This is a genomic window from Brevundimonas sp., from assembly GCF_029945885.1.
In the GTDB taxonomy this organism is placed as follows: domain Bacteria; phylum Pseudomonadota; class Alphaproteobacteria; order Caulobacterales; family Caulobacteraceae; genus Brevundimonas.
In genome coordinates this window covers 1-23,336 of the sequence record NZ_JAQSDK010000015.1, presented here as the reverse complement: position 1 = coordinate 23,336, position 23,336 = coordinate 1, and the positions used below count along the sequence as shown (strand labels likewise).

Here is a 23,336-nt window from a genome sequence, read left to right as displayed (position 1 = left end):
TCTCCCGCCCGCAAGCGCGGGCGCTCGCCGAAGGATGACGACAGCAGGGGGGGCGTTCAGCCTGGTTTCGACCAACGTGGATCATCAGCGGGGAACCAGTCGGCGGCGAGGTCCAGCCAGTCGGGGTTATCAGCCTCGATCAGGGCCAGTTTCCAGTCGCGCAGCCAGTGTTTGATGCGTTTCTCACGGGCGATGGCCTCGACCATCCAGGCGTGGCGTTCAAACCAGACCAGCCGGGTGCAAAGGTGCTGTTTCGTGAACCCCTCAAACGCCCCGGTCCGGTGCTGGAGAACCCGTGTGCCCAAATCGGCGGTGACGCCGGTGTACAGGGTGCCGTTGCGGCCACTGGCCATGATGTAGGTGGCGATGAAGAGCCGATGCGTCCCCATGCATGTAGATCAACACAACGCCCGGATGCTTTCCAGCCCGGCTCCCGCTGTCGTCATCCTTCGGCGAGCGCCGGAGAATGACGACAGCATTGGGGGCGTTCTCTCCCGCCGGGAGCGGGGCTTGACCTAGAATTTACGACCGACGCCGATCGACAGAACCCAGGGGTCGAGGTTGACGTCGCTCTTCAGCGTGCCGCCGTTGATGTCGGCCTCGGTGTTGAACCAGATCTTCTTGACGTCGACATTGAGGCTCCACGGTCCCTGCAGGCCGATGTCGGTCCCGGCCTGGAGCGCGTAGCCGACGCCGTTCTTCAGATCGACGGTGAAGCCGTTCCGGTCATCGCCGCCATAGAAGATCATCGCGTTGAGCCCGGCCCCGACATAGGGGCTGAAACGGCCCTCGGTCAGCGGCCGGTACTGCAGGGTGACGACGGGCGGGACCACCCAAGTCTCGTGCACGGCGACGTCGGTCGCGCCGCCCTGGGCCCGAATCTCGTGGCGCGTGGTGCCCAGGATCGCCTCGACCGCCCAGTGGTCGGTCATGAAATAGGTGAAGCCGAGCGTCGGCATGATGCTGTCACCGACATCGACGTGCAGGCCGGTCGCCGCCCCGGCGGCGGTCTGGATCGCATCGTCCGCCGTGGGGGCCACATCGGTGATGCGGCCGGTCACCAGCCAGTCGCCGGCGCGCGGCATCGACCAGGGTTCGGCGATCTGGGCATGGGCGGCACCGGCAGCGGCGAACAGGCCGGCGGCCACGGCGAGGGTCTTGAGCAACATAATGTTTTCTCCGGCAATCCCGGTCGCGATGGCGGTCGGCGGATCGTCGAAGGGGTGATACGGCCGCGCTTGCGGCGGCCGCTTTGATTTGGAGCAAAGGCGTCGGGGCTGCGACAATCCGCCGTCAGGCCGCCTGTATCGCGCGATGTTCGGGAAGGTTCTGGCGGAGACGCAGGGGTTCGAATGCGTATCCACGCCGGTCTAAATGCGTCCACATTGACCGGTGGTAATAGGACAATTGCATGGTGCAGCTAATTATTATGTCCACGCGTGTCCAATGTCGTCCCGCGCAAGCGTCGTCACTTTTTAGGGTCAATTTGAGGGTTTTCGCTGGACACAAATCGCGGCGGCGGTATCGTTCGGTATGGCCCGACAAATCAACCGACTGAACCCGAGAGGGGTCACAAGCCTTCAGACCCCGGGTCTGCACGCAGACGGCGGCGGGCTGTACCTGCAAATCGGACCCACGGGCGCAAAGAGCTGGAGCTTCATTTTTCAGTGGCGTGGAAAACGTAAGCAGATGGGTTTGGGCCCCATACTGACCACCACGCTCGGCGAGGCAAGGCAAGAGGCTGACGCCGCTCGCAGGGCAGTCGCCAAGGGCGTCAATCCGATTGACGCCCGCCGGTTGGCGAGGGTGGGAGGCAACACCTTCGGCGATGTCGCGGATGACCTGATCCATTCCATCCAGAGCGAATGGAAGAACCAGAAACATCGTCACCAGTGGAACCAGAGCCTCGAGGTCGATGCGGCGGCCTTGCGTCCACTGGATGTCGATAAAATTTCCACAGATGATGTCCTCGATGTGCTGAAGCCGCTCTGGACGACAAAGCAGGAGACAGCGTCTCGCTGCAGGGGCCGGATTGAGCGGGTGCTCGATGCGGCGAAGGCAAAAGGACTGCGCACGGGTGACAATCCGGCGCGGTGGAAGGGCCATCTCGCAGTGCTCCTGCCCAAACGCCAGAAGCTGACGCGCGGCCATCACGCTGCGATGCCCTTTGGCGAGATCGCAGCCTTCATGGATCTGCTGAAAGCGCGGCCGGCTCTTGCAGCCAGGGCGCTGGAACTGACCATCCTGACCGCCTGCCGAACAGGTGAGGTCATTGGGGCAAAAATACCTGAGTTCGATTTGGCCAGGGCACTGTGGGTCATTCCCGCAGAGCGCATGAAGGGGAAAACCGAGCACCGAGTTCCTCTGAACGCCGCCGCACTCGCTCTGGTGACGCAATTGCTCGTTGAGAATGATGAGAGCGGCGCAACGAGCGACTACCTGTTCGCTGACCAGTCAGGTCAGAAACCAATCTCAAACATGGCCATGAACATGCTCATGCGTCGCATGGGTCAGCTGACGTATACGGTGCATGGCTTTCGCTCGACGTTCCGAGATTGGGCCGGAGAAGGCACGGACCATCCTCGCGAGATTATCGAGGCTGCGTTGGCGCATGTCGTCGGCAGCGAAGTTGAGCGTGCATACCGAAGAGGCGACGCCCTGGAAAAGCGCCGCCTCCTGATGGCCGACTGGGCAAACTATTGTGGCCAATACGATTGAGCCGAAGGGCCGGTTCTTAATCCGCCTCCGCGTGGAGTTAGCGGGGACACTCAGAAAATCTGCTACCAGTGCGTGCCTGTCTCGAAACCCTCGGCGAAACGGGCATCCTGAAGGTCAGCATATGGTCGGAAGCGGAGCTGCGCCCCAAGGTCGAGGTCAGCCGCTCACAGGCCCAGCAAGTCGTGTCAAAGGCCCACCGGTTGTGGGTTGAGGCACCGCCAGCTTTTCTAATCCTAGAGCGTGTCGAGAACGGCATTGTAATCCCTCACCGCCGCTGCCCCCCGCCCAAGGATGTAGTGTTTTTCGGCGGTGTCGGTGGTGGCGTGACCAAGCATCGCTGCAATATCGATCGACGAGTTTGAGTACGCCTCCGCCAGTCCAGTCGCCCCGATATGGCGCATCAAGTGAGAGCTGATTGATTGTCCGAACGCGGCTTTGGTGCGTAGCTTGATGACTTGGGCGACCGATTCAGGCGGCATTGGCGTTCCGAACTGGGACAGCCACAACACCTTCGAGCCGGCCTGACCCCTCGCAGCGAGTCGCGGCCGATGTTCGGAAATGTACTCCGCTAGCGCGTCCTCGAGTCGCTCGGGCCAGCTACAGCCCCACGGTCGACGCTGCTTCATCTCTGCAGCGGAGAACTCGACCCGGTGACGATCGCCCGTTCGCAGAAGCTGCCCGTCGATTGCGATCTGAGACAGGTTGGCGACACGCAACATCCGGCAGGCCCAGAGAGCGATCAGCAGGCCGTCCCTGAAGGCAATCGGTCGACGTACTCCCGGCAGGTGATCCGTATTCGCTGACTGCATCAAGTGATAGCCGAGGTCGAGAATCTCTCGCGCGGGCCGGAGCCGTCCGTTTAGATCTCTCAAGGGACGGGCCTCGGCGTAAAGATGGCCGGCAAGTTTACCGATAAAGGCCGTCGGGGTCTCCGGGCACATCGTGCGCAACGCGTCGCCCAAAGCCTGCATCCGGCCGGCCCGCGTGTAGTCTGCGAGCCCGGCTTGGGTCAGCTCGTTCAGGTATTCGCGGACCCGGGCGACCGTCGCGCGCTGGGCTGGTGTCTCGTCCAGACAGACCCCATGTCGCGCATCCAGCCATCCCAACCAGTTTCCGTAGCCGACCTGCACGAACCGCCGGGTGGTGACGCGCCAGTGCGACGACGCCCCCTGCCCCTCCCGCGCCAATGGATCGGATTCCGCGGCGCACGTCCAAGCCTTCTGGTCAGCGGAGGGCCAGTCCGAGATCGGCCAGCACGACGGCATGCGGGGCGACTTCATCGGCCGCCCTTCCGCGATTTGACGGGGGTCTCGTAGAGGCCAAGCAGGGCCTCTTCCAGCCGCAGGAAAGCTGGCTCGGTTTGAAAGTCTGCGTAGGCTTTCAGAGTCGTCTTGATCGTCGTGTGGCCAAGCAACTGACGAACGGTTTCAAGGCCGCCCGGATCGAAACGAAGGTAGAGCTTGGCAGAGAGGTGGCGGAACAGATGCAGGTGCATCTTCAACCCCGTTTCGCGCTCCACGAAACGGCAGACCCTCGATGAGAGCGATCCCCGGCTGCGCAGTTCGCCGGAGGCATTGGGGAAAAGATACGGACTGGGCCCATTCAATACCAAGGGCCGCCAGACCCCCTGCCAGGCGTCGAGAAGCGCCACCACGCGAGCGGGCAGCACCGCTGTGAAGTCGGTATGGGTTTTCGTCTCCTCTCGCGAGAGGAAAAGGCGAACCTCACGCGTCTTGCCCTTGCCGCTCTCGATCACGTTCTCGCCGAGCTTGAGCGCGGTGAGGTTCTTGGCCCGGAGCGGCACCGCAAGCAGAATAGCCACCTGCAGAGCGTACATCACCCGAACGGCGGCCCGGTGGTTGGGCGGGCCGTCCGCTGCTTGCTCCAGCGTCCGCTGAGGCAGCTCGAGCAGCCGCTTCACATTGTTCTGGTCGTTGAACGGGGCGAGGCGTTCCCGGTTCTTCTGAGTCATCCCACTCGATTGGCCGATTGCCCCCTTCAGCGACTTGATCAGAAGGCCGATCTGCTCGGACTTGGGCAGGTCCTTTTCCCAGTGTTTGGCGACCGTCTTCATCAGCTCAGCGTGGTTGAGCAGCTGCGGCCGCACTTCCTTGTCAAACCGCTCGTTGCGCAGATAGCCGAGCGCCATGCGGACGTTGACCGGCTTTGTTAGAACCGCGAGGCTTGTGACGTCCGCGGCGACGACCTCCCCGCTCAGTACGAGCGCACTGGCGAAGGCGCGCAGGTTCTTCTCGCGGCCCTTGTTAGTGGCGGGCCGCACCTTCGGCGCCGGATCCGGGCTCAGAGGATCAGGGTGAAGACGCGAGACAAGAAAGGCGTTGACCTCGTTGCGCAGGCTTTCCGGAAACGCCTCCCACGGCAGAGAGAAGCGACGCGGGTCCTCCGGTGACTCGATCTCGACTGCGGGCCAGCCGGGCACCTTGCGCTCACAAGCCTTCCACAGGCGGACCATCTGCCGGTAGGAGGTGTCAGGCTTGGCGCGGAGACTGGTATCCAGCAGTTCGCCGCGCCAGGCTGCAAAGGCCTTGGCGCTGACGGCGTCGGGCTCCACCCCCGTGCGGGTCAGGAACTTGGCGAACCGGCCGAGCCCGATGCCGACGCGCTGTTCGGCCCGATCGATTAGCGCGCGCCACGCCGGGCTGATTGCCGTCGTGTCGCGACCAGACGCCAGTTCCACGCCAGCGTCTGCAAGCGCCCGAAGCGCCAAGCTCTTCAGCGACTTCCAGGAGGATGGCTTGATTCCCGCACGCGCCGCCGAGGCTTTTGCCAGCATGGTGCGCAGACGGACGGCGTCGGCAGGGATCTGATCCAGGGGAAGACCAATCCCCCTGGCCATCGCGTTGAAGGCGGAACGGATCGCGCTCCGGCGCGGATGGTCGCTATTGGCGTCATGGTAGAAGGCGAGCGCATCTGCTAACGTCTTTGGGGTCGAGAGTTCCGGAAACGGGATTTCGAGTTGGGTCATTTTGCCCTCCTTGGGACACGAAGGTCGTAAGCGGCCGGGAGTGGCCAATTTTGACTAAGCATGGATTGGATCGTGGGTCGGTTGAGCGCAGGTGCAGTCAACTTCGGTCAAAACCATGCGGACAATCAGGGACTTGGCTGGCCATCAGAAGCCGCGCCTGAGCGTCACGAAATCGCGAAAGTCCCGCTCGGAAATTCGGACCTGACGACCGAATTTGTAGTGCGGCAGCACCCCGCTCTTGATCAGGCGTCGCACCGTCTTGTCGGAGACGGCCAGGATGTCGGCGACCTTCTGAAGGGTCAGGAATGGCGGTTGCGGCAGGAGCGTGCTGGCCATGATCAGCAAGCCCCCACGCGAGCGCTGGGAACACTCATCAGCTCTTCGATCCAGCCATCGATCGCCGAAGCGCTCCAGCCGGACGCGCAGCCAATCTTGACCGGCTTGGGGAAGCGGCCGGCGGCGACCTCTTTGTAAATCCAGGACCGGCTCATGCCGGTGCGGGCGACGACAGCGGGCAGCCGCTCAAATCGCAGGTTGTTCGATGACATTTGAAACTCTCCATTTGCATTCGAGCGGGATGCCCGAGCAGCAGGGAGAGCTTGCCGTCACGACCGCGGCAAAGAATTTGCTAGTCGCTCTATTGCCGGTAGTGACGCGTCTTTAAGCCTTGCTTCGTTTGTCAAGCGCCCAAGAGAAAGTCCGGATCGGGATGCCGTGCAGTTTGGCGGTTTGCGTCAAGGCCCCGCTGCCAATCCACTCATCATAGGTCCGAAACGCGCTTTCATAGTCGTGCTTGGGCTGACGGATTGCACGGCCGCCAGCGCTTCCCGCTTCCTTGGCCTGTCTGATTTTGTGGAGTTGGTGCAGCTCGGCCTGGATCGGTGCCAACCTGATGCGCCAAGGGGCGGCCTTTTCCTCCAGCCGAGCGATCTCGCGATCGATCCGGGCGAGTTCTTCCTCCAGCGTGAGGAAGCGCTTACGCGTCATTGATCGGTTTCTCCCTCGTCGACCCGTTCAGACGCGTCGCCCTCGCAATACAGGCCCCACGCGCCAATAAGCTCGCGACGTTTTGAAAGAGCGTCGCCACGGCGATAAGCGCGTTCGGTCATGTCGCGGACCGCGTGGGCCAGACACATCTCCGCGACGTCCCGGGGAAAGGTCGTTGTCTCGCCAGCCCAGTCCCGGAAGCTGGAGCGAAAGCCATGAGGCGTGAGCACGCCGTCTTTCCCCATCCGCTTAAGCAGGGCGCTCGAGCGAGGCATCGGATAAGGGCGTCCGCGATCCCTTGGGACCCAGGAACAGAAAGGCTTCAGAATCGTCGTCCGCCAGGATCCCGACTTGGCCAAGGATCTCGACGGCCCGTCTGGATAGGGGAATACGGTGCTCGCGGCCGGCCTTCATTCGGTTGGCTGGCACGGTCCAGACGGCCGTGGTCAGATCGTTTTCGCGCCAAGTGGCCCCTCGCGCTTCCCCCGATCTTGCCGCCGTCAGAATCGTGAACTCCAAGGCCAGCGCAGACATCCCGGGGCGGGCGCGCAAGTCCTGAATGAATACCGGTACGTCCGGGAACGGCAGCGCGGCATGAAGGCCTCGCGTGAGTTGGGCCCGCTTCGCAACAGCTGATCAAGATGACCTTTCCAGCGCGCCGGATTTTCACTCCCTACGCCACCGCCCATATAAAAGTGATTAAATACAGGCGACTATCACCCGCCGATCTGTTGACACCACCTTCGGTCCCCACTGGTTGCCTTTACTGGATGGCTCCGCGCACGACCGCTCCGTCGAACACCACGTAGACACCTGTTTGAAATCCGCCATCGTCATCATGGACAGGGAGGTGATCATAACGCCATGAACCGTCCGGATGTACAGAATCAGGGCGTCCAAATCGAGCAGCGACTTCCGACTTGCTGAGCCCCGATACGGTCTGGCGGAATTCCGATGTCGACATGCGGAGCGCAGGAGCGGCCCGCTCACTTTCGATATAGGTCGAGGCGCGATTTTCGTCCCCATTGCTTCTGGACGACGCCTCGGAGCAACCTGACAGAGCCAGCGCTATCCCCACCATTGCGACTAGCTTCCAATCCATATTGACCCTCCAAATCGGCAATATGGACCCTGTAACCTGAATGCAGTCATATGGGAACTATAGCTCCTAGATAGAGATGCTCACCTGTTGGCGCATGCGGGATGCGCTGGGAAAATCGAGTCGGGAGCAGAATCCGCCAAATCCGGAAGAATTCCGGACAAACGCAGGAGGCGTTGGCCTTCGAAGCTGGAATCGCCATGCGCTATCTGGCTGGTATAGAACGGGGCGAGGAGAACCCGTCTCTTCTGGTGCTCGTCAAGATCGCATCCGCTCTCCAAGTCCAGCCCGGTTCTCTCTTCGAAGGTTGAGAGCAGCCGGTTGTTTCCCTACCGAAGATGGGAAGAGACCGCTTAGCGCCACAAGCGGTCATTGGCCCAGGACCCGGAATGCGACACTCAGCAACGCGGTGCCAAGGATCAGCCCGGCAACGGCCCGGTATAGGTCGCCCGAGGTCGCTCGACCCCGGCGATCATCTGCTGTTCCTGGGCGTGGGCGATCCAGCCGATCGCGCGGCCAATGGTGCCGATGCCGATTTCATTGCCCTCGAGCCCAAGCTTCTGGCCGAGAAACATGATCGGCAGGATGAAGCTGGGCCGCATGCCGGTCAGCTCGACGGCGACGCCGATCGCCCGGCTCAGACGGTCGAACTCCCGATCGTCGCCGAACGTCTGCTCGAAGGCAGACAGCAACGCCTCGGCGCGGGGGTCGCCTGTGTCGTGGATGTCGTAGCGGTCGAAGGCGGGGATCGTCTCGCCGGACCGGAACACGCCGACCACGACATCCTCGGGGCGGTCGCTGACGGTGATCTCGCGCAGCAGGCGCCGCATCGTCTCCGTCCGCTTGACCCGCAGCTTCTGGCCGCGACCGGCGAGCATGCCGACCAGTACGGCCGAATACGGCGTCACCCCCGTCGCCGCCGCTCGAACCGCGTGGGTCGTCGGATCGAACTCGTGGTCGGCCGCGAGGATCAACGCCCTGCGGATCAGATCGGCGACGGCCTCCGAGGCGCCGCGCGAGGCGGCGATGAAGCTGTGCAGCGGGGCGGAAGACGGCTGGTCGCGGTCGACGAGGATCGCCGCCAGCCAGCGCAGGGCGTCGGCGCCGGTCCGGGCGAAACCCTCGGCGGACAGGTCGAAGGCCAGTGGATTGGCGTGTTCGATCAAGGGCAGGATCGACAGCGCGCGGTCCTGCGCCGGCATCCGCGCCAGCACCGGGAACAGGATGTCGTGGGAGGTCGGCAATCGCGGGAGGCGGTCTGTGAAAATGGTCGCCGAGTCCGCCTGCCAGAGCAGGGCGGCGACGGATTCCACCGAGGCGGTCTCCGACAACTCGATCGCGTTCCGGCCCCGATAGTAGGTTCCGTTCTCGGTCAGCAGGGTGATGGCGCTCTCGCGCGGCGTCGGCGCGACGGTCCGGGTCCGCTGGACGCCCGTCATCAACCCGAGGATGTCGGAACGCCAGTAGCGGCGCGTCCGGCTGCCCGGCGTGGAAAACGACCGCAGCTTCTTGCGGCTGACATAGGCGTACAGCGTGGCGGTGGAGACCCCGAGCATCCGGGTCGCCTCCGCGGCGTCGACATAGAGTTCGTCATCCATGGCCCCTGCATCGCATATTGACTCAATCAGTCAAGATTGACGCATCATGATCGCCGAGGCTCCCTGTCCTCCAAGCGCGATCGAAAAGAGTCGGGCGATTGGGAAGGGGACGATCATGACCAAGGGACTTCACGCCATCATTCCGCTCGGCTTGGCCTTGGCGGCCGCCGGGGCCGCCCAGGCGCAGACGCCGCCCGTAGCGACCGGCCCGACCGCGACGCGCCAGGACGCCGCCCGCATCGACGACGTCATCGTCACCGCCCAGCGACGCAGCCAGAACCTGCAGGACGTGCCGATCACGATGAACGTCATGGGGGCGGCGGAGGTTGAACAGGCCCGCATCGTCCAGGTCAGCGACGTCGCCAACCGCACGGTCGGACTGAATTTCGACGCCTTCCCCGCCTCCCAGCCCCGCCCCGCGATCCGCGGCATCGGCTCGTCGGACCGCGGCGCGGCCGGCGATCCGTCCACCGCGGTCTTCATCGACGAAGTCTATATGGGCCGGCCCGCCGCCGTCGCCTTCGACGCCTTTGACGTGGCGCGGATCGAGGTGCTGAAGGGCCCGCAGGGCACCCTGTGGGGCAAGAACGTGGTCGGCGGCGCCATCCACGTGGTCAACCAGAGCCCCAGTCTTTCGGGCTTCGACACCAGCGTCGCCGCCACCCTCGGTAACTACGACCGCCTCGACGTGGCGGGCTTCGCCAACCTGCCCCTCGGCGACACCCTCGCGCTTCGCCTCAGCGCCAGTTCGCGCACCCATGACGGCTATGTCCGCAACACCTATCTCGACAACCGCGTCGAGGATCAGGACACCAAGAGCCTGCGGGCCCAGCTGCTGTTCCAGCCGTCCGACAATCTGAGCATTGTCTTGGGCGTCGATGGCACGCGGGATCGCGCCACGGCCCAGGCGCGGCACACGATCGGCGTGGACCCGGCCAGCGGCACTGCCGCCGTCTGGCGCCCGACCATCGACCGGGATCGCGACACGACGCGGATGGACACCAACGGCTATGACGAGCGCGACACCTGGGGTGTGCGGCTCGGCGTCGACTGGACCTTCGACGACTTCGTCCTGTCGTCGATCAGTTCGTGGCGCCGGCTGGACTACAACAGCTTCGGCGACGGGGACGGCGGCAACCCCACGACCAACGTCCTGAACATTCGCGGCGACCAGATCGAGGAGACCAGCTTCGGCAGTCAGGAGCTGCGGCTCTCGGCCCTGCCGGGCAGCCGGCTCGGCTGGGTCGTCGGCGCCTATTATTTCCACGCCGACACGGACCGCACCGACATCTTCCGGCTGGACAGCCCGCCGCAGCCCTCCGGCACCTTCGGCGCGATCGACCGCTACGACCAGTCGAACATCACCGAAAGCGTCGCCGCGTTCGCCGACGCCACCTGGACGGCGACCGACCGGTTCAACATCTTCGGCGGCCTGCGCTGGTCGAAGGACGAGAAGGACTACGACGTCTCGAACGCCGCCAGCACCGCCCTGCTGCGGGCCCGCGAACGGTTCACCATCAGCGCCTCCGACTCGTGGGACGAACTGACCTACAGGATCGGCGGCGACTATCAGCTGGCCGACCACGTCATGGCCTATGGCGTGATCTCGAGCGGCTTCAAGAGCGGCGGCTTCCAGGACACGGCCACGACCGGCGTCAGCGCCGCCACGCCATTCTCGCCCGAAACCGCGACCAACTATGAGATCGGATTGAAGGCGGAGCTGTTCGACCGCGCCCTGTTGCTGAACCCGAGCCTGTTCTGGACCGACTACACCGACCTGCAGGTGCGCCGCACCGTCGGCTTCGACACCATCACGACCAACGCCGGTTCGGCGCGGATCAAGGGCTTCGAACTGACCTCGCGCTGGGAGCCGGTCGAGGGTCTTTCGCTGGGTCTGGCCTACGCCTGGAACGACGCCCGGTTCGAGGAGCTGATCGACAACGGCCGGGATTTCTCGGGCAACCGCCTGACGCGAAATCCCGAGCACAAATGGACCTTCTCGCCCGCCTACGAACGCACGCTCGCCTCGGGCGCCGTGGTTTCGGGGGCCGTCGACGTCCAGTATGAGAGCTTCATCTTCGACGACATCGACAACAACGCCCTCAACGTGCGGCCGGCCAAGATGCTCGTCGACGCCCGCCTCGGCTTCACCAGTCCGGACGGCCGCTGGGAGGCGTCGTTGTGGGGCAAGAACCTTGGCGACGAGGTCTACATCACCCATCAGTACATCCTGACCGGCGGCCAGTTCGCCCTCTACGGCGAACCCCGGACGTTCGGCGCCACCGTGCGCTGGCGGTACTAGGATCCCTGTCTTGAGTCCCAGTATCCTCGCCCTGTTCGGCTTCGGCATGGTCATCACCTTCATGGTGCTGATCATGACCCGGCGTCTGTCGGCCCTGTCCGCCCTGATCGTCATCCCGCTGGTCGTCGCCGGCTTGGCGGGCTTCGGGCCGGAGATCGGCGGCATGGCCATCCAGGGCGTCGTGGCCCTGGCCCCCACGGCCGTGGTTCTGCTGTTCGCCGTCCTCTACTTCGGGATCATGATCGACGCGGGTCTGTTCGATCCGCTGGTCCGCAGGGTGTTGAAGGCGGTCGGCGGCGACCCGCGGAAGGTCGCCCTGGGGACGGCGATCGTGGCCCTGATCGTCTCGCTGGACGGCGACGGCGCGACCACCGCCATGGTCACTATCACCGCCTTCCTGCCGATCTACCGCCGGCTGAAGATGAACGTGCTGGTGCTGGCCGTGCTGCTCGGCTCGGCCAATGCGATGATCAACATCCTGCCCTGGGGCGGCCCGACGGCGCGCGTGGCCAGCGCCCTGCAGCTGGATATCAACGACGTCTTCCTGCCCCTGATCCCGGCGATCCTGATCGGCGTCGCCGGGGTGATCGCCCTGGCCTGGTATCTGGGCGGGGTCGAACGACGGCGTCTGGGCGTGGTCGACGTGGAGCCCGAAGCGGCGGACTTCACGGCCCTGCGTGAGGACGCGCCTGACGTGGCCCGGCCGCGCCTGATCTGGGTTAATCTGATCCTGACCCTGGCCGTGTTGGCGGCGGCCATCACCCGCGTCCTGCCCCTGCCGCTGGTGTTCATGATCGGACTGGCGATCGCGGTCACGGTCAACTATCCGCGCGTGATCGAGCAACGCGCTCGCATCGCCGCCCACGCCCCCAACGCCATAGGCATCGCCGTCCTCGTCTTCGCCGCCGGCGTCTTCACCGGCATCCTCGACGGCACAGGAATGGTGGCGGCCATGGGCGCCGCCTTCGTTCATGTCATTCCCCCGGCGCTGGGCCCGCACATGGGGCTGGTGACGGCCCTGGCGAGCGGTCCGCTCAGCTTCGTGATGTCCAACGACGCCTATTATTTCGGCATCGTGCCGGTCATCGCCGAGGCCGCCGGCCACTATGGCGTGGCGCCGGTCGAGATCGCGCGCGCGTCCCTGCTGGGCCAGACCATTCACAACCTCAGTCCGCTGGTGGCGGGCGTCTATCTCGTCGCCGGCATGCTGGATGTGGAGGTCGGGGCCATGCAGCGCTTCGGGCTCAAATGGGCCGTCGCCCTCGCGCTGCTCCTCGTCTTCGGCGCGGTCATCACCGGCGCCGTGCCCTTTGGCGCCGCCGGCGTGGGGGGCTGAGCGTGACCGACAATAACGCCTCATCGTCGCCCGACGCCGGCACCGCCTGGACGACGGTGGCCGTGCCCGTCGGCGCCCTCGGCGCCGGCGTCCGCGCAGATTTACTGGAGCAGGCGATGGCGGCCGGGGCCGACGCGATTGCCCTTGACGCCGGCTCCACCGACAGCGGCCCGGCCTATCTGGCGACCGGGAAATCCAAATACAGCCGGGACTCGCTCAAGGCGGACCTGACGGTGCTGATGGCGGCGCGCGACCGCTGGAAGGTGCCGCTGCTGATCGGCTCGTGCGGAACGTCAGGCTGCGATGAAGCCTTGGACTCGACGCGCGACATCGTCCTCGAGATCGCCGCCGAACTGGGGTTGAAGCCCCGCATCGCCCTTCTCTACTCCGAGATCGATCCCGAATATCTCAAGGCCCGGAACACGGACGGCCGGGTGCATCCCCTTTCACCGTTCGGCGCTTTGCAGAACGGGACGATCGACCAGTGCGAGCATATCGTCGCCCTGATGGGGCCGGAGCCCTACATCGCCGCCCTTGAGGCCGGGGCCGATATCGTTCTGGGCGGACGCACCACCGACACCGCGGTCCTCGCCGCCGTCCCCCTCATGCGCGGCGCCGGCGCGGGGCCAGCCTGGCATGCGGGCAAGATCGCCGAATGCGGCGGACAATGCACCGTCAATCCGATCGACGGCGGGGTCGTCATCCGGGTGGGACCCGACCGTTTCGAGGTCGCCCCGATGAGCGACGCCAACCGGTGCACCCCCTTCACCGTCTCGGAGCACATGCTCTACGAGAACAGCGATCCGCACACCCTCTATGAGCCCGGCGGGGTCCTGCGCGTGGAGAGCGCCCGGTATGAGGCGCTCGACGACCGACGGGTGCTGGTGACCGGCGGCCGCTTCGAGGCGGCGCCCTATACGATGAAGCTGGAGGGCGCGGCCAACGGACCCTTCCAGACCTTGATGATCGTCGGCATCGCCGCTCCGGAGGTCATGGCCTCCGTCGATGTCTTCCTCGAACGGATGCAGAAGGCGCTGGACGACCGGACGCGGAGCGTTCTGGGTCTGGCGCCGGACGCCTACACCATCTCCCTGCGGCCCTATGGCTGGAACGCCGTCACCGGAGCCCCGGTGGACAAGGGTTTCGTCCCCCGCGAACTCGGTCTGATGTTCGTGGCGACGGCGGCGACCCAGGATCTGGCGACGCGCATCGCCAAGACCGCCAACCCGTATTTCTTCCACTTCCCCCTGACGATGGGCATGGAGCTGCCCAGCTACGCCTTCCCCTTCTCGCCCGCCGAAATCGAGCGGGGGCGCAGCTACGCCTTCCTGCTCAACCATGTGATCGAGGTCGCCGACGGCCATGAGCTGGTCCGCATCGCGATGATCGATCTCTCATCCGATGCGGGGGGACGGTCATGACCAAACTAAGGGAGGCCTGTTCGCATCTGCGGTCCAAGAACGCCGGGCCCTTCTGGATCACCGTCGATCTGTTCTTTGACGGACCGGCGTCGTTCGCCGCCTGGAAGGATCGACCGGGCCTCGGCGTCGAGGCTCTGTCAGCCGTCTTCGGCGTCGACCCGTCCCGCACGAAGCGAATTGAGGCCCCCGATCTTTCCGTCATCAAATTCTCCTATCCGCGCGCCAATCCGCAGGGCGGCGTAGGCGAACGCGACATGCACAGCGGGCAACAGTATGTGATGCTGCTGGATCACGAGGTTTGAACAGGGGGCGACAGCGAGCCCCGCCGCGGTGCCGTCACAACGGTGCGACCGCTCTGCTGCTATCCGGCTTGGCCTCAAAGGCGCTCGGAGGCGCCATGAGGACGTTGATGGCCTCGCAAAAAATGGACCGGAGCCGGCGACGGCACCTGCCTGGTCGGCCGGCAATATGCTTTTCTGTGCGCTCGCCCTGTTCAATGCTGGAGTGATCCGTGGGCTGCTACGTCTCAACCCCGTCCACGGGCCGGATTGAGGCCAATGAGATCCGCGCTAGTAGCGGACGTCCTGAAGGTCGCCTGAGAGTCAGGAGCAGACACCTGATGGGGCTCAAGTTGGTTGGCCGTTAGAAGCCTCCCAGCCTGGACCCACGGCTCGCCGCAGCGTTACTGTACTTCCGCCGCTCGCCGGCCGACGTCCTAGTTGAGTGCCATTGGAGTGGTGGTTCTGCTTCGGTGACTCGAACACCTGACCCCCGCATTACGAAGGCCAGGGAAGGGTTGGGTGAAAAGCGGTATTATTGAGATGGTTAGAGGCTGTTGAGGCAGTGAAAATCAGCACCACCCAGCCTCCTCCCAGACTCGCCGGAGGGGTCGGTGAGGGCGTTTCCTAAGTTACGCGCTTTGACGTGGGAAACACCGAAATTTCGACCTGCGCTATACCTGCGAACGCGGGTGCTGGGGCGTAGACAAAATCCTATCGTTGCAGCCGTTCGGCGGGCCTATCCCAGAAACGCTACCGTCACTTCGAATCCCGCTCGCATCGCTTTTGATATTTAGATAGTGACCACTCACTTTCTTTCGTCTATGTATCCGGCCATGGCACGTCAGAATCTTCCAGCTGCGCAACGCCGGGAAGCCACCGTTGATGCGGTCGTCGCTCTCGCGGCCACGCGCAATCCCGCCGAAATCACCACCGGCCAGATTGCTGAACATATGCAGCTGACCCAGGGGGCGCTGTTCCGTCATTTCCCGACCAAGGACGCGGTCTGGGACGCCGTCATGGTCTGGACGGCCGACCAGCTCACCCGCCGACTGGATCAGGCGGAAGCAAGCGGTTCGTCGCCACTGTCGGCGCTCGAACAAATGTTCCTGGCGCACGTCGATTTTGTCGCGGCCCGGCCTGGCGTCCCCCGCATTATGTTCGGCGAACTGCAGCGCACCGGCGACACTGCCGCCAAGCGAAGCGCTCGGGCGCTGATCAACGCGTATCGAACCCGCCTGATAAGGGTGCTCGATCGCTGCGGTGCCAATGGTGAGCTCCCTGCCGATCTCGATACCGAAGCGGCCGCGACCCTGTTCGTCGGCACCATTCAGGGCCTGGTGATGCAGGCCATGATGAGCGGAGATTTCACGGAAATGCGAACCATGGCCGGACGGGTATTCAGCATCTATCTCAAGGGCATCGGAGGAAAGCCATGAAGCTCGCCCTGCCTGGCAATCGGCGAACATGGCTGTTGATCGCCGTGCTGGCCCCGCTGATCGTGCTGTTCGCCTATGTGGTGCTGCGCTCGGGACCGCTCGCGCCGGTGCCGGTCACCTTGATAACGGTCGAGGAACAGGCGATCTCGCCATCGCTCTTCGGCATCGGCTCCGTCGAAGCACGGTACACGCACAAGGTCGGCCCGACGACGGCCGGACGGGTGCGGACGCTGCTGGTGGATGTGGGCGACCATGTCGTCGCCGGCCAACCGCTGGCCGAGATCGACCCGATCGACCTCGATCAACGGATTGTCGCGCAGGAAGGCGCAGAGGGACGCTCCCTTGCCCTTGAGCGCGCCGCGCGGGCCCAGCTCGCCGACGCACAGGCACGCGCACAGCTGGCGCGATCACAGGCCAGTCGAACCGAACAGCTTCTCACCGGAGGCTGGGTGACCCAGGCCGCCGCCGATGTGCGCCGTCAGGAGCTTCAGGTGGCGGAGGCCGCAACAGAGGCGGCACGCGCCAATGTCGCCGCTGCCGCCCAGGATCTCGGGCGAACCGGCGCGGAACGCGCGGCCCTCGTCCGCCAGAAGGCCAACCTGCTGCTGCTGGCACCGGCCAGTGGCCTTGTCGTTCGCCGCGCGGTCGAGCCCGGAACCACCGTGGTCGCCGGACAGGCGGTCGTGGAAATCATCGATCCCGCCAACCTCTGGATCAACACGCGCTTCGACCAGCTTCAATCGACCGGCCTTCAACCTGGCCTGCGTGCGCAGGTCCTGCTGCGGTCGCGGGCCGGAACCCCGCTGGCCGGACGGGTCATCCGCACCGAGCCGCTGGCCGACGCGGTTACCGAGGAGGTGATGGCCAAGATCGGCTTCGAAACCCCGAACCTGCCGCCCGTTGGCGAACTGGCGGAGGTCACGGTGATCCTGCCGCCGGTCAGGACATCGCTCGCCGTGCCGAACGCCGCCATTCATCGCGTCAAGGGCGAGACCGGCGTGTGGGTCGTCGAAGGCGGAAAGCTCCACTTCCGGGCCGTCACGACCGGGGCGACGGATATCCATGGCACCGTCCAGATCCTGACTGGCCTGGAGCAGGGTGCCCGCGTGGTCATTCATAGTCAGCGCGTCCTGACCGCCCGCACGCGCATCCGGGTCGTCGACCAGATTTCGGGCAGCGGACAATGATCAGCCTTGCCGGCCGTGACATACTCCACAGCTGGGGCAAATTCGTCTTCACCGGTATCGGTCTTGGGCTGCTGATCGGGGTTACCCTGACCATGGCCGGCGTCTATCGTGGCATGGTCGATGACGCCCAGGCGATGCTGGACAACAGCGGGGCCGATCTCTGGGTGGTCCAGAAGGACACGCTGGGTCCCTACGCCGAACCGTCCAGCATCAATGACGATGTCGACCGGTCGATCCGGGCCATGCCCGGCGTCGCGCGGGCGGCCAATGTGACCTACCTGACCATGCAGATCGATCACGCCGGACGCGACGTTCGCGTCATGATGGTCGGCATTGAGGCCGCGTCACCCGGTGAACCCGGTCAACCGCCCCATCTCATCGCCGGGCGTCAGATTGTGCGCGCCCACTACGAGGCCGTCGCCGACGAGAAGACCGGCTTCAGTCTGGGCGATGTCGTGCAGGTGCGGCGCAACCGATACGTCATCGTGGGCCTGACCAGCCGCATGGTGTCGTCAGGTGGCGACCCCATGTTGTTCATCCCCCTGAAGGACGCCCAGCAGGCCCAGTTCCTGAAGGACAGTGACGCGATCGTCCGCCAGCGCGCCCGCACGGCCCAGAACCCGGCGCTTAACCCTCCCGGAAATCCCGGCATGATCGACGCCGTGACCGCCTCCCAGACCAGCAATCCGTACGTGAATGCCGTTCTGGTGCAGATCAAGGAGGGTTTCAGTCCGGACCAGGTGGCTGAGCCGATCCGGCGCTGGCAGCGGCTCACCGTCTATACCCGGGCGGAGATGGAAGTGATCCTGGTCGAAAAGCTGATCGCCACCTCCGCGCGTCAGATCGGCATGTTCCTCGTCATCCTGTCCATCGTCAGCGCGGCGATCGTCGCCTTCATCATCTACACTCTGACCATGGGCAAGATCCGCGAGATCGCGGTGCTGAAGCTGATCGGTACCCGCAACCGGACCATCTCGTTGATGATCCTTCAGCAGGCGCTCGGACTCGGTCTGATCGGTTTTGTCGTCGGCAAGATCGCCGCCACCTTCTGGGCCCCGATCTTCCCCAAATACGTTCTGCTGCTGTCCAGCGATTCCGTGCGCGGCTTCGTCGCAGTCATGGTGATCTGCGCGATCGCCAGCCTGCTCGCCATCCGCGCCGCGCTTCGCATCGATCCGGCGGAGGCCATCGGTGGCTGACGGCATCCGCATTGAAAACCTCGTCAAGACCTATGGCGAAGGCGATACGGCGGTCCATGCGCTGCGGGGCGTGGATATGCACGTCGCCCCGGGCGAGGTCGTCGGTCTCATCGGACCGTCGGGGTCGGGCAAGAGTACCCTGCTCAAATGCCTCGGCGCCGTGATCGAGCCGACGTCCGGGCGGATGACGATCGGCGAGCAGATCATCTACGACAATGAATGGAAGATTCCCGACCTGCGGGCGCTTCGTCGCGACCGGATCGGCTTCATTTTTCAGTCGCCCTATCTGATCCCGTTTCTCGATGTGACCGACAATGTCGCCCTCCTGCCGATGCTCGCCGGCGAGACCAATGCCAAGGCCCGCGCCCGTGCCGTGGAGTTGCTGACGGCCCTTGATGTCGCCCACCGCGCCAAGGCCATGCCCTCGCAGCTTTCGGGAGGAGAACAACAACGCGTCGCCATTGCCCGGGCGCTGGTCAGCCGCCCACCCGTGATCCTGGCCGATGAACCGACCGCGCCGCTTGACGGAGAACGGGCGCTGGCGGTGGTCAAGATTTTGAATGACATGGCCGCCCGCTACCAGACCGCGATCATCATCGTCACTCATGACGAGAAGATCATCCCAACGTTCAAACGACTTTACAATATCCGGGATGGCCGGACGCACGAGGAAGTCGGGCGTGCCGAAGCAGCACGTTGACCAAACCTAGGCATCGGCGAAGCCCAATCGACCAAGGACCTTTTCGAAACGTACCTATTCGTCCCGCAATCGGCGGGGTCTGGCCCGCAGAGTGCATATTGGGGCAGCATATGGCCAGTCCGATTACGCTCTCGGGTACAGCCGTGATTGTGGAGGATTAAGCATGGGCAGAATACTTGCTGTCGTGGCCGGAGCATTCCTCGCCGCGGGCGCGCTGCTGGGGTGCACCGAGCCTGGAGGTGCCGCTCGCCCAGAGGCGGCGCAGCCGTTGAGCGACGAGCGAGATGCAATACCTCTCAGCGACGCAGAGCGCAGCCTCGTGCTCGCCGAAATGCGCTTGATGCTGGAATCAACTGAAGGCGTCGTGGCTGGGCTGGCGTCAAACGACATGCGAGCGGTCGAGCAGGCGGCGGCGCGCTCTGGACTAGGCGCGTCGGGAACTGTGGATCAAACGATGCACGCCAGCTTACCCGAAGCGTTCGTGCATATGGGCGCGGCGGCCCACGGCGGCTTCGACGACATCGCGATCCTGGCGCGGGAGGGCGCAGGCGTCGATGCGGTGACCATGAGATTGAGTCAGACCCTTAGCCAATGCACGAGTTGCCACGCGGCCTTTCGCGTGGAGCGCCATGACTAGAGATGCTTTGTGAAAGCCGTCGTCGGCAATTGTCGACGCGGGATCATAGGAGTTGATAAATGCCAAAATTTCTCAACAGCAGGATGGGACTCCGCGCGCTGGCGCTTCTGGCCGTCGCGTTCGGCGCCTTGACGCTAAAGGAAGGGGGCGGCGTTCTGTTTGGTCCGGGAGCAACGCGCGCTGCGGCGGGTGACTACGTCCCGTTCGTCCTTTGGTCGAACTTCCTGCTGGGCTTTGCCTATGTGGGGGCAGGGCTCGGTCTTTGGTTGCGCCAGAGTTGGGGGTTGCGGCTCGCGGCGCTGATTTTGGCCATCACGCTGGCGACGTTTGTGGCGTTTGCGGTTCATGTCGCGCTGGGTGGCGATCACGAGACGCGAACGCTTGTCGCCATGAGCCTCCGCACCTTGGTTTGGGGCTTCATCTTGTTGGCGGCCCGTGGGCTGATGCGCACCTTGATCAGGCGCTCGGCATCAAGTGAGAGCTAGGGCGATGCACCCCACCGTTCTCGGCGCTGCGCTAAGTTACCGACCCGCTAGCCTGATGGTATCTCTAGGTTTGTGGATCGGCGTCCAAAACGGACCCTCATCGCTATGCCGGTAAACAACTGACGTGGATGAAGAAAATTTATCTGACAGGGGGTCCCGAGCGGTGCCGACATTTTGCAGGGCCCTGCAAGAATAGTTATTTAGATCAACTGATTAGGCAAAAGAACGAGGGTCCCGTTTTGAACGCCGCTTTACAGATAGATGTTTTGCAACTGTCCACGAACAACCAAGCAGCAGCCTACCAAGACATGTTTTCCACCGCCTTCCGCTACCTACAGACGAGGGCGGATAAGGGCACCAAACCGAACGTTGAGGCCTCGATCGCCTCCCGGTTCGGCCGCACCCACACTGCAGCGCAGAAGGCCATCACCAAATCTGGCCTGCCGACCATCCCTGCCCACATCAAAGCGGCTCTACCGGCGCAGGGAATCCAGGACCACACGATCAATCGTCTGCTCCTGATGTCGAGCTCGGAGCATCACCTGTCCGTCGTGCCGATGGCATTCTTTGTCGAGCGGCCCAGTGCTCAGGCTGAATCCGTGGTTGGCCGGCCCTTGCCTGGCCTTTCTTAGGTTAGGTCGAAAGCGACGATGCATTCGTTCGGGAGAGCCCCGTTCCTCTGCTTCCGGAGCCCCTAGTGACACCGCCCGCGATTGCGGACCGGGCCCGGCGGCTGGCGCAAGATCAGGTTGTCACCGTGCGGGAGGCCGGTCACCGCGAGCCGCAATCTTCCATCGAAATGCCTCTCCGAACCGGCCGATAAGGCCAAGCTCTGCCGCTGGCGGACATTTGCAAACCGGCCCATGTTGCAACCTCATGGAGATTCTCAATCCTCGCGAGCTCGCGTCCCTAATCTGGTTTGTCGGAGTGGTAGGCCTGCTGGTCTGGAAAGCGAAGGCGTGGGGCGCGCTGTTGGGCCTCGTCCGGTCTTTCTGCAAACCAATCATACTGACTGTCATCGCCTTGATGGCGCTCTGGGTCGCAAGCTCCATCTGGGTGCTCGCGCGCATTGATCTTTGGGACATCGGCAATCTGAAGACGTCCCTTATTTGGTTCCTCGCCTTCGCTCTGGGCTGGATGTTCAACGTAAGGCGGTGGGAAGGCGACCCAAGCGAAATGGCCAAGTCCATGGTTCGCGAGGTGTTGGGTGTCACGACCGCCGTCACCTTCCTAGCTGAGTTCTACACCTTCAATATCTGGGGCGAGCTTATTCTGGTCCCCGTCGTCAGCTTCATCGTGCTGATGGCGACCTTTGCCCAGGGTCAGGAAGGCCACGAGATCGTCGCCAAAGTCTTCGGGGCCTTGGTCTCGATCATCGGCCTTTCCCTTCTCAGCTACGCTGCGTGGCGACTGTTCAGCGATCTTCGGGGCTTCGCGACGCCGGAAACAGGCCGTGAGTTCGCGGTCCCAGCGCTCCTGTCCCTGTTATTTATCCCCTTCATGTACGGGCTCGCCGTCTGGAATGGATATGGCGAAGTGAGCCGGGTCCTCTATTTCACAATTAAAGATCCAAACGTCCTCGCCTTTGCGAAACGACGCTTGTTTTTGTGGTTCGGTCTAGACGTCTCCCTGCTCCGCCGCTGGCGGGTCTCCCTGTTCAGACTCGAAACGAGAACAAACGCGGACGTCAGGCGGACCGTTCTAACCATGAAGGCCGCTCGCCGCCGCGAAATCCGGAAGCCCCACATCCCGCACGAGTTCGGCTGGTCGCCCTACCGGGCCGCGAAGTTCCTTTCGAAACACGATCTGAACGCCGGGCCCTATAACCCAAGCTACGGCGAATGGTCGGCGCTGGCGCCGTCGCATTACCTGACGAAGAGTCCGATCGGCGACCGGCTCACCTATCAGGTCACCGGCACCGAAGAAATCGCCACCAAGTTGACCCTGACCTTCTTTTCAGACCGATTGCGCAAAGATGATGAGGACACGCCCCCATCTTCGATCCGAGCGCTGGCCGATGCATCCACGGCGCTGTTGATGGCGGTTTTTGACGAGCGGTTTGCAGATGTATCCCGCGATCTGAGCAACGGGGCCCGCAGCACGGAGCTGGACGGGGTGACCGTGGAGCTAGTGGAGGATGAAGGCACCAAGCTGATCATTCGCCATCCGATGTACACTGGACCCAAAGAAAGCTGGTCTGACATACTTGAGGATGACGACGCGTCTTTCACCCACGGCGAGTCGTCATGATCGGAACCGGCTGGCTGTGATGGCCACCCATTCTCATTTTCACGTCCTGCCAGGGACCCTCGGCCAAAGGCGATCCAAAGTGCCGCTAAGAAGCAAGAGCAGACGCCTTCTGGCACTCAAGTTGGCTGGCCGTTAGAGGCCACCCACGCAGGACCCACGCGGCTTCCCAGCGCAACGGCCCTTCCGCCGCTCGCCCGTCGATGTCCTAGTTAGAGTGCCATTGGAGTGGTGGTGCCGCTTAGGTGACTCGAACACCTGACCCCCGCATTGCGAAGGCCAGGGAAGGGAGGAATAAAAGGCTATTAACTACAACTGTATAACCCATAATTGGGGCGGGGTTTTTGTCGCCACCCAGACTCCTCCCAGACTCGCCGGAGGGGTAGGTGGGGGCGTTTCCTAGCTAAGGTGCCTTCCCGTGGGAAACGCCGGAATTTCGACCTGCGCCATACCTGCGAATGTGCTTCGATCGGGTGCCAAGCATGCCGCTGCAGGCGGTACGCCGTCCGCCTTCCGCACGGGCGGCTGAGCCCGCCACCCAAAGCGGACATTCCGGGGAGTCGGTCTGAGGGCCGGTTTCTGACTCCAGGCAGACGTTGAAGAAGTCCGCTTTGCGGGTCGGCGATCGAGCGCCGTCCATGCACGACGATATACCAACCAGTCTCACAGGCCGCCGACCACGTCCTTCAGTATGTCTGCCGCCGAGCGATCGCGCGG

General features: G+C 63.8%; 24 protein-coding genes. 14 read left to right on the top strand and 10 right to left on the bottom strand.

What is annotated here, in order from left to right; genetic code table 11:
• Positions 1-56 precede the first annotated feature (56 nt).
• Both PSV00_RS08980 and PSV00_RS08975 read right to left on the bottom strand, forming a co-directional pair.
• On the bottom strand, positions 57-389 hold the full coding sequence (locus tag PSV00_RS08980) for a GIY-YIG nuclease family protein (protein WP_300446200.1): 333 nt from the start codon (positions 387-389) through the stop codon (positions 57-59).
• A 126-nt stretch (positions 390-515) separates the two neighbouring features.
• Positions 516-1,169 (bottom strand): OmpW family outer membrane protein, encoded by a 654-nt coding sequence (locus tag PSV00_RS08975; protein WP_300446258.1) that lies wholly within the window; start codon positions 1,167-1,169, stop codon positions 516-518.
• A gap of 364 nt (positions 1,170-1,533) precedes the next feature.
• Here PSV00_RS08975 and PSV00_RS08970 point away from each other — a divergent pair, with 364 nt between their 5' ends.
• On the top strand, positions 1,534-2,718 hold the full coding sequence (locus PSV00_RS08970; protein ID WP_300446257.1) for a site-specific integrase: 1,185 nt from the start codon (positions 1,534-1,536) through the stop codon (positions 2,716-2,718).
• Positions 2,719-2,951: 233 nt separating this feature from the next.
• Here the strand turns inward: PSV00_RS08970 and PSV00_RS08965 are convergent, their stop codons facing one another.
• The 7 genes from PSV00_RS08965 to PSV00_RS15310 all read right to left on the bottom strand — a co-directional run bounded on the left by PSV00_RS08965 (position 2,952) and on the right by PSV00_RS15310 (position 7,225).
• On the bottom strand, positions 2,952-3,998 hold the full coding sequence (locus PSV00_RS08965) for a tyrosine-type recombinase/integrase (RefSeq protein ID WP_300446254.1): 1,047 nt from the start codon (positions 3,996-3,998) through the stop codon (positions 2,952-2,954).
• Complete coding sequence (locus PSV00_RS08960; protein WP_300446252.1) at positions 3,995-5,704, bottom strand: site-specific integrase; 1,710 nt, start codon at positions 5,702-5,704, stop codon at positions 3,995-3,997. Before PSV00_RS08960 ends, PSV00_RS08965 begins: the two co-directional genes overlap by 4 nt.
• Before the next feature lie 144 nt (positions 5,705-5,848).
• Positions 5,849-6,040, bottom strand: coding sequence for a helix-turn-helix domain-containing protein (locus PSV00_RS08955; RefSeq protein ID WP_300446250.1), 192 nt, complete (start codon positions 6,038-6,040; stop codon positions 5,849-5,851).
• A gap of 2 nt (positions 6,041-6,042) precedes the next feature.
• A complete protein-coding gene (locus PSV00_RS08950; RefSeq protein WP_300446249.1) occupies positions 6,043-6,252 on the bottom strand; it encodes an AlpA family transcriptional regulator in 210 nt (69 codons plus the stop codon).
• Positions 6,253-6,364: 112 nt separating this feature from the next.
• On the bottom strand, positions 6,365-6,691 hold the full coding sequence (locus PSV00_RS08945; protein ID WP_300446248.1) for a hypothetical protein: 327 nt from the start codon (positions 6,689-6,691) through the stop codon (positions 6,365-6,367).
• Positions 6,688-6,921: a hypothetical protein gene (locus PSV00_RS08940; protein WP_300446246.1), complete on the bottom strand. Its 234-nt coding sequence runs from the start codon at positions 6,919-6,921 to the stop codon at positions 6,688-6,690. The genes PSV00_RS08945 and PSV00_RS08940 overlap by 4 nt, the downstream gene beginning before the upstream one ends.
• 19 nt (positions 6,922-6,940) lie before the next feature.
• Entirely contained in the window at positions 6,941-7,225 is a 285-nt protein-coding gene (locus PSV00_RS15310) for a tyrosine-type recombinase/integrase (RefSeq protein WP_366944644.1), read from the bottom strand.
• 669 nt (positions 7,226-7,894) lie between these two features.
• Here PSV00_RS15310 and PSV00_RS08935 point away from each other — a divergent pair.
• On the top strand, positions 7,895-8,101 hold the full coding sequence (locus tag PSV00_RS08935) for a helix-turn-helix transcriptional regulator (protein ID WP_300446244.1): 207 nt from the start codon (positions 7,895-7,897) through the stop codon (positions 8,099-8,101).
• 108 nt (positions 8,102-8,209) lie between these two features.
• Here the strand turns inward: PSV00_RS08935 and PSV00_RS08930 are convergent, their stop codons facing one another.
• Positions 8,210-9,388 (bottom strand): citrate/2-methylcitrate synthase, encoded by a 1,179-nt coding sequence (locus PSV00_RS08930; protein ID WP_300446242.1) that lies wholly within the window; start codon positions 9,386-9,388, stop codon positions 8,210-8,212.
• A gap of 115 nt (positions 9,389-9,503) precedes the next feature.
• On the opposite strand from PSV00_RS08930, the gene PSV00_RS08925 reads away from it, so the two are divergent.
• The 12 genes from PSV00_RS08925 to PSV00_RS08870 all read left to right on the top strand — a co-directional run bounded on the left by PSV00_RS08925 (position 9,504) and on the right by PSV00_RS08870 (position 22,622).
• Entirely contained in the window at positions 9,504-11,690 is a 2,187-nt protein-coding gene (locus tag PSV00_RS08925) for a TonB-dependent receptor (RefSeq protein WP_300446240.1), read from the top strand.
• 10 nt (positions 11,691-11,700) lie between these two features.
• On the top strand, positions 11,701-13,026 hold the full coding sequence (locus PSV00_RS08920) for a citrate:proton symporter (RefSeq protein ID WP_300446238.1): 1,326 nt from the start codon (positions 11,701-11,703) through the stop codon (positions 13,024-13,026).
• 2 nt (positions 13,027-13,028) lie between these two features.
• Complete coding sequence (locus tag PSV00_RS08915; protein WP_300446236.1) at positions 13,029-14,447, top strand: acyclic terpene utilization AtuA family protein; 1,419 nt, start codon at positions 13,029-13,031, stop codon at positions 14,445-14,447.
• On the top strand, positions 14,444-14,749 hold the full coding sequence (locus PSV00_RS08910) for a DUF4387 domain-containing protein (RefSeq protein WP_300446234.1): 306 nt from the start codon (positions 14,444-14,446) through the stop codon (positions 14,747-14,749). Before PSV00_RS08915 ends, PSV00_RS08910 begins: the two co-directional genes overlap by 4 nt.
• 812 nt (positions 14,750-15,561) lie before the next feature.
• On the top strand, positions 15,562-16,164 hold the full coding sequence (locus PSV00_RS08905) for a TetR family transcriptional regulator C-terminal domain-containing protein (RefSeq protein WP_300446232.1): 603 nt from the start codon (positions 15,562-15,564) through the stop codon (positions 16,162-16,164).
• Positions 16,161-17,351: an efflux RND transporter periplasmic adaptor subunit gene (locus PSV00_RS08900; RefSeq protein WP_300446230.1), complete on the top strand. Its 1,191-nt coding sequence runs from the start codon at positions 16,161-16,163 to the stop codon at positions 17,349-17,351. Before PSV00_RS08905 ends, PSV00_RS08900 begins: the two co-directional genes overlap by 4 nt.
• Complete coding sequence (locus PSV00_RS08895) at positions 17,348-18,550, top strand: ABC transporter permease (protein ID WP_300446228.1); 1,203 nt, start codon at positions 17,348-17,350, stop codon at positions 18,548-18,550. Before PSV00_RS08900 ends, PSV00_RS08895 begins: the two co-directional genes overlap by 4 nt.
• Positions 18,543-19,250, top strand: coding sequence for an ABC transporter ATP-binding protein (locus tag PSV00_RS08890; protein ID WP_300446226.1), 708 nt, complete (start codon positions 18,543-18,545; stop codon positions 19,248-19,250). Before PSV00_RS08895 ends, PSV00_RS08890 begins: the two co-directional genes overlap by 8 nt.
• Positions 19,251-19,413: 163 nt before the next feature.
• Positions 19,414-19,887: a hypothetical protein gene (locus tag PSV00_RS08885; protein ID WP_300446224.1), complete on the top strand. Its 474-nt coding sequence runs from the start codon at positions 19,414-19,416 to the stop codon at positions 19,885-19,887.
• Between the two features lie 59 nt (positions 19,888-19,946).
• Positions 19,947-20,372: a hypothetical protein gene (locus tag PSV00_RS08880; RefSeq protein WP_300446222.1), complete on the top strand. Its 426-nt coding sequence runs from the start codon at positions 19,947-19,949 to the stop codon at positions 20,370-20,372.
• Between the two features lie 266 nt (positions 20,373-20,638).
• Positions 20,639-21,004 (top strand): hypothetical protein, encoded by a 366-nt coding sequence (locus PSV00_RS08875; RefSeq protein WP_300446220.1) that lies wholly within the window; start codon positions 20,639-20,641, stop codon positions 21,002-21,004.
• Positions 21,005-21,248: 244 nt separating this feature from the next.
• Positions 21,249-22,622 carry a hypothetical protein gene (locus PSV00_RS08870; protein ID WP_300446218.1) on the top strand — a complete coding sequence of 458 codons (1,374 nt, stop codon included), beginning with the start codon at positions 21,249-21,251 and terminating at the stop codon, positions 22,620-22,622.
• Positions 22,623-23,336 lie beyond the last annotated feature (714 nt).

Excerpts from the sequence above, each read along its gene's own strand:
- PSV00_RS08930 (WP_300446242.1), bottom strand. The coding sequence starts at position 9,388 with ATGGATGACGAACTCTATGTCGACGCCGCGGAGGCGACCCGGATGCTC.
- PSV00_RS08935 (WP_300446244.1), top strand. The coding sequence starts at position 7,895 with ATGCGCTGGGAAAATCGAGTCGGGAGCAGAATCCGCCAAATCCGGAAG.
- PSV00_RS08895 (WP_300446228.1), top strand. The coding sequence starts at position 17,348 with ATGATCAGCCTTGCCGGCCGTGACATACTCCACAGCTGGGGCAAATTC.
- PSV00_RS08910 (WP_300446234.1), top strand. The coding sequence starts at position 14,444 with ATGACCAAACTAAGGGAGGCCTGTTCGCATCTGCGGTCCAAGAACGCC.
- PSV00_RS08975 (WP_300446258.1), bottom strand. The coding sequence starts at position 1,169 with ATGTTGCTCAAGACCCTCGCCGTGGCCGCCGGCCTGTTCGCCGCTGCC.
- PSV00_RS08980 (WP_300446200.1), bottom strand. The coding sequence starts at position 389 with ATGGGGACGCATCGGCTCTTCATCGCCACCTACATCATGGCCAGTGGC.
- PSV00_RS08880 (WP_300446222.1), top strand. The coding sequence starts at position 19,947 with ATGCCAAAATTTCTCAACAGCAGGATGGGACTCCGCGCGCTGGCGCTT.
- PSV00_RS08945 (WP_300446248.1), bottom strand. The coding sequence starts at position 6,691 with ATGACGCGTAAGCGCTTCCTCACGCTGGAGGAAGAACTCGCCCGGATC.
- PSV00_RS15310 (WP_366944644.1), bottom strand. The coding sequence starts at position 7,225 with ATGTCTGCGCTGGCCTTGGAGTTCACGATTCTGACGGCGGCAAGATCG.
- PSV00_RS08955 (WP_300446250.1), bottom strand. The coding sequence starts at position 6,040 with ATGGCCAGCACGCTCCTGCCGCAACCGCCATTCCTGACCCTTCAGAAG.
- PSV00_RS08925 (WP_300446240.1), top strand. The coding sequence starts at position 9,504 with ATGACCAAGGGACTTCACGCCATCATTCCGCTCGGCTTGGCCTTGGCG.
- PSV00_RS08885 (WP_300446224.1), top strand. The coding sequence starts at position 19,414 with ATGGGCAGAATACTTGCTGTCGTGGCCGGAGCATTCCTCGCCGCGGGC.
- PSV00_RS08960 (WP_300446252.1), bottom strand. The coding sequence starts at position 5,704 with ATGACCCAACTCGAAATCCCGTTTCCGGAACTCTCGACCCCAAAGACG.
- PSV00_RS08905 (WP_300446232.1), top strand. The coding sequence starts at position 15,562 with ATGGCACGTCAGAATCTTCCAGCTGCGCAACGCCGGGAAGCCACCGTT.
- PSV00_RS08870 (WP_300446218.1), top strand. The coding sequence starts at position 21,249 with ATGGAGATTCTCAATCCTCGCGAGCTCGCGTCCCTAATCTGGTTTGTC.
- PSV00_RS08970 (WP_300446257.1), top strand. The coding sequence starts at position 1,534 with ATGGCCCGACAAATCAACCGACTGAACCCGAGAGGGGTCACAAGCCTT.
- PSV00_RS08900 (WP_300446230.1), top strand. The coding sequence starts at position 16,161 with ATGAAGCTCGCCCTGCCTGGCAATCGGCGAACATGGCTGTTGATCGCC.
- PSV00_RS08965 (WP_300446254.1), bottom strand. The coding sequence starts at position 3,998 with ATGAAGTCGCCCCGCATGCCGTCGTGCTGGCCGATCTCGGACTGGCCC.
- PSV00_RS08950 (WP_300446249.1), bottom strand. The coding sequence starts at position 6,252 with ATGTCATCGAACAACCTGCGATTTGAGCGGCTGCCCGCTGTCGTCGCC.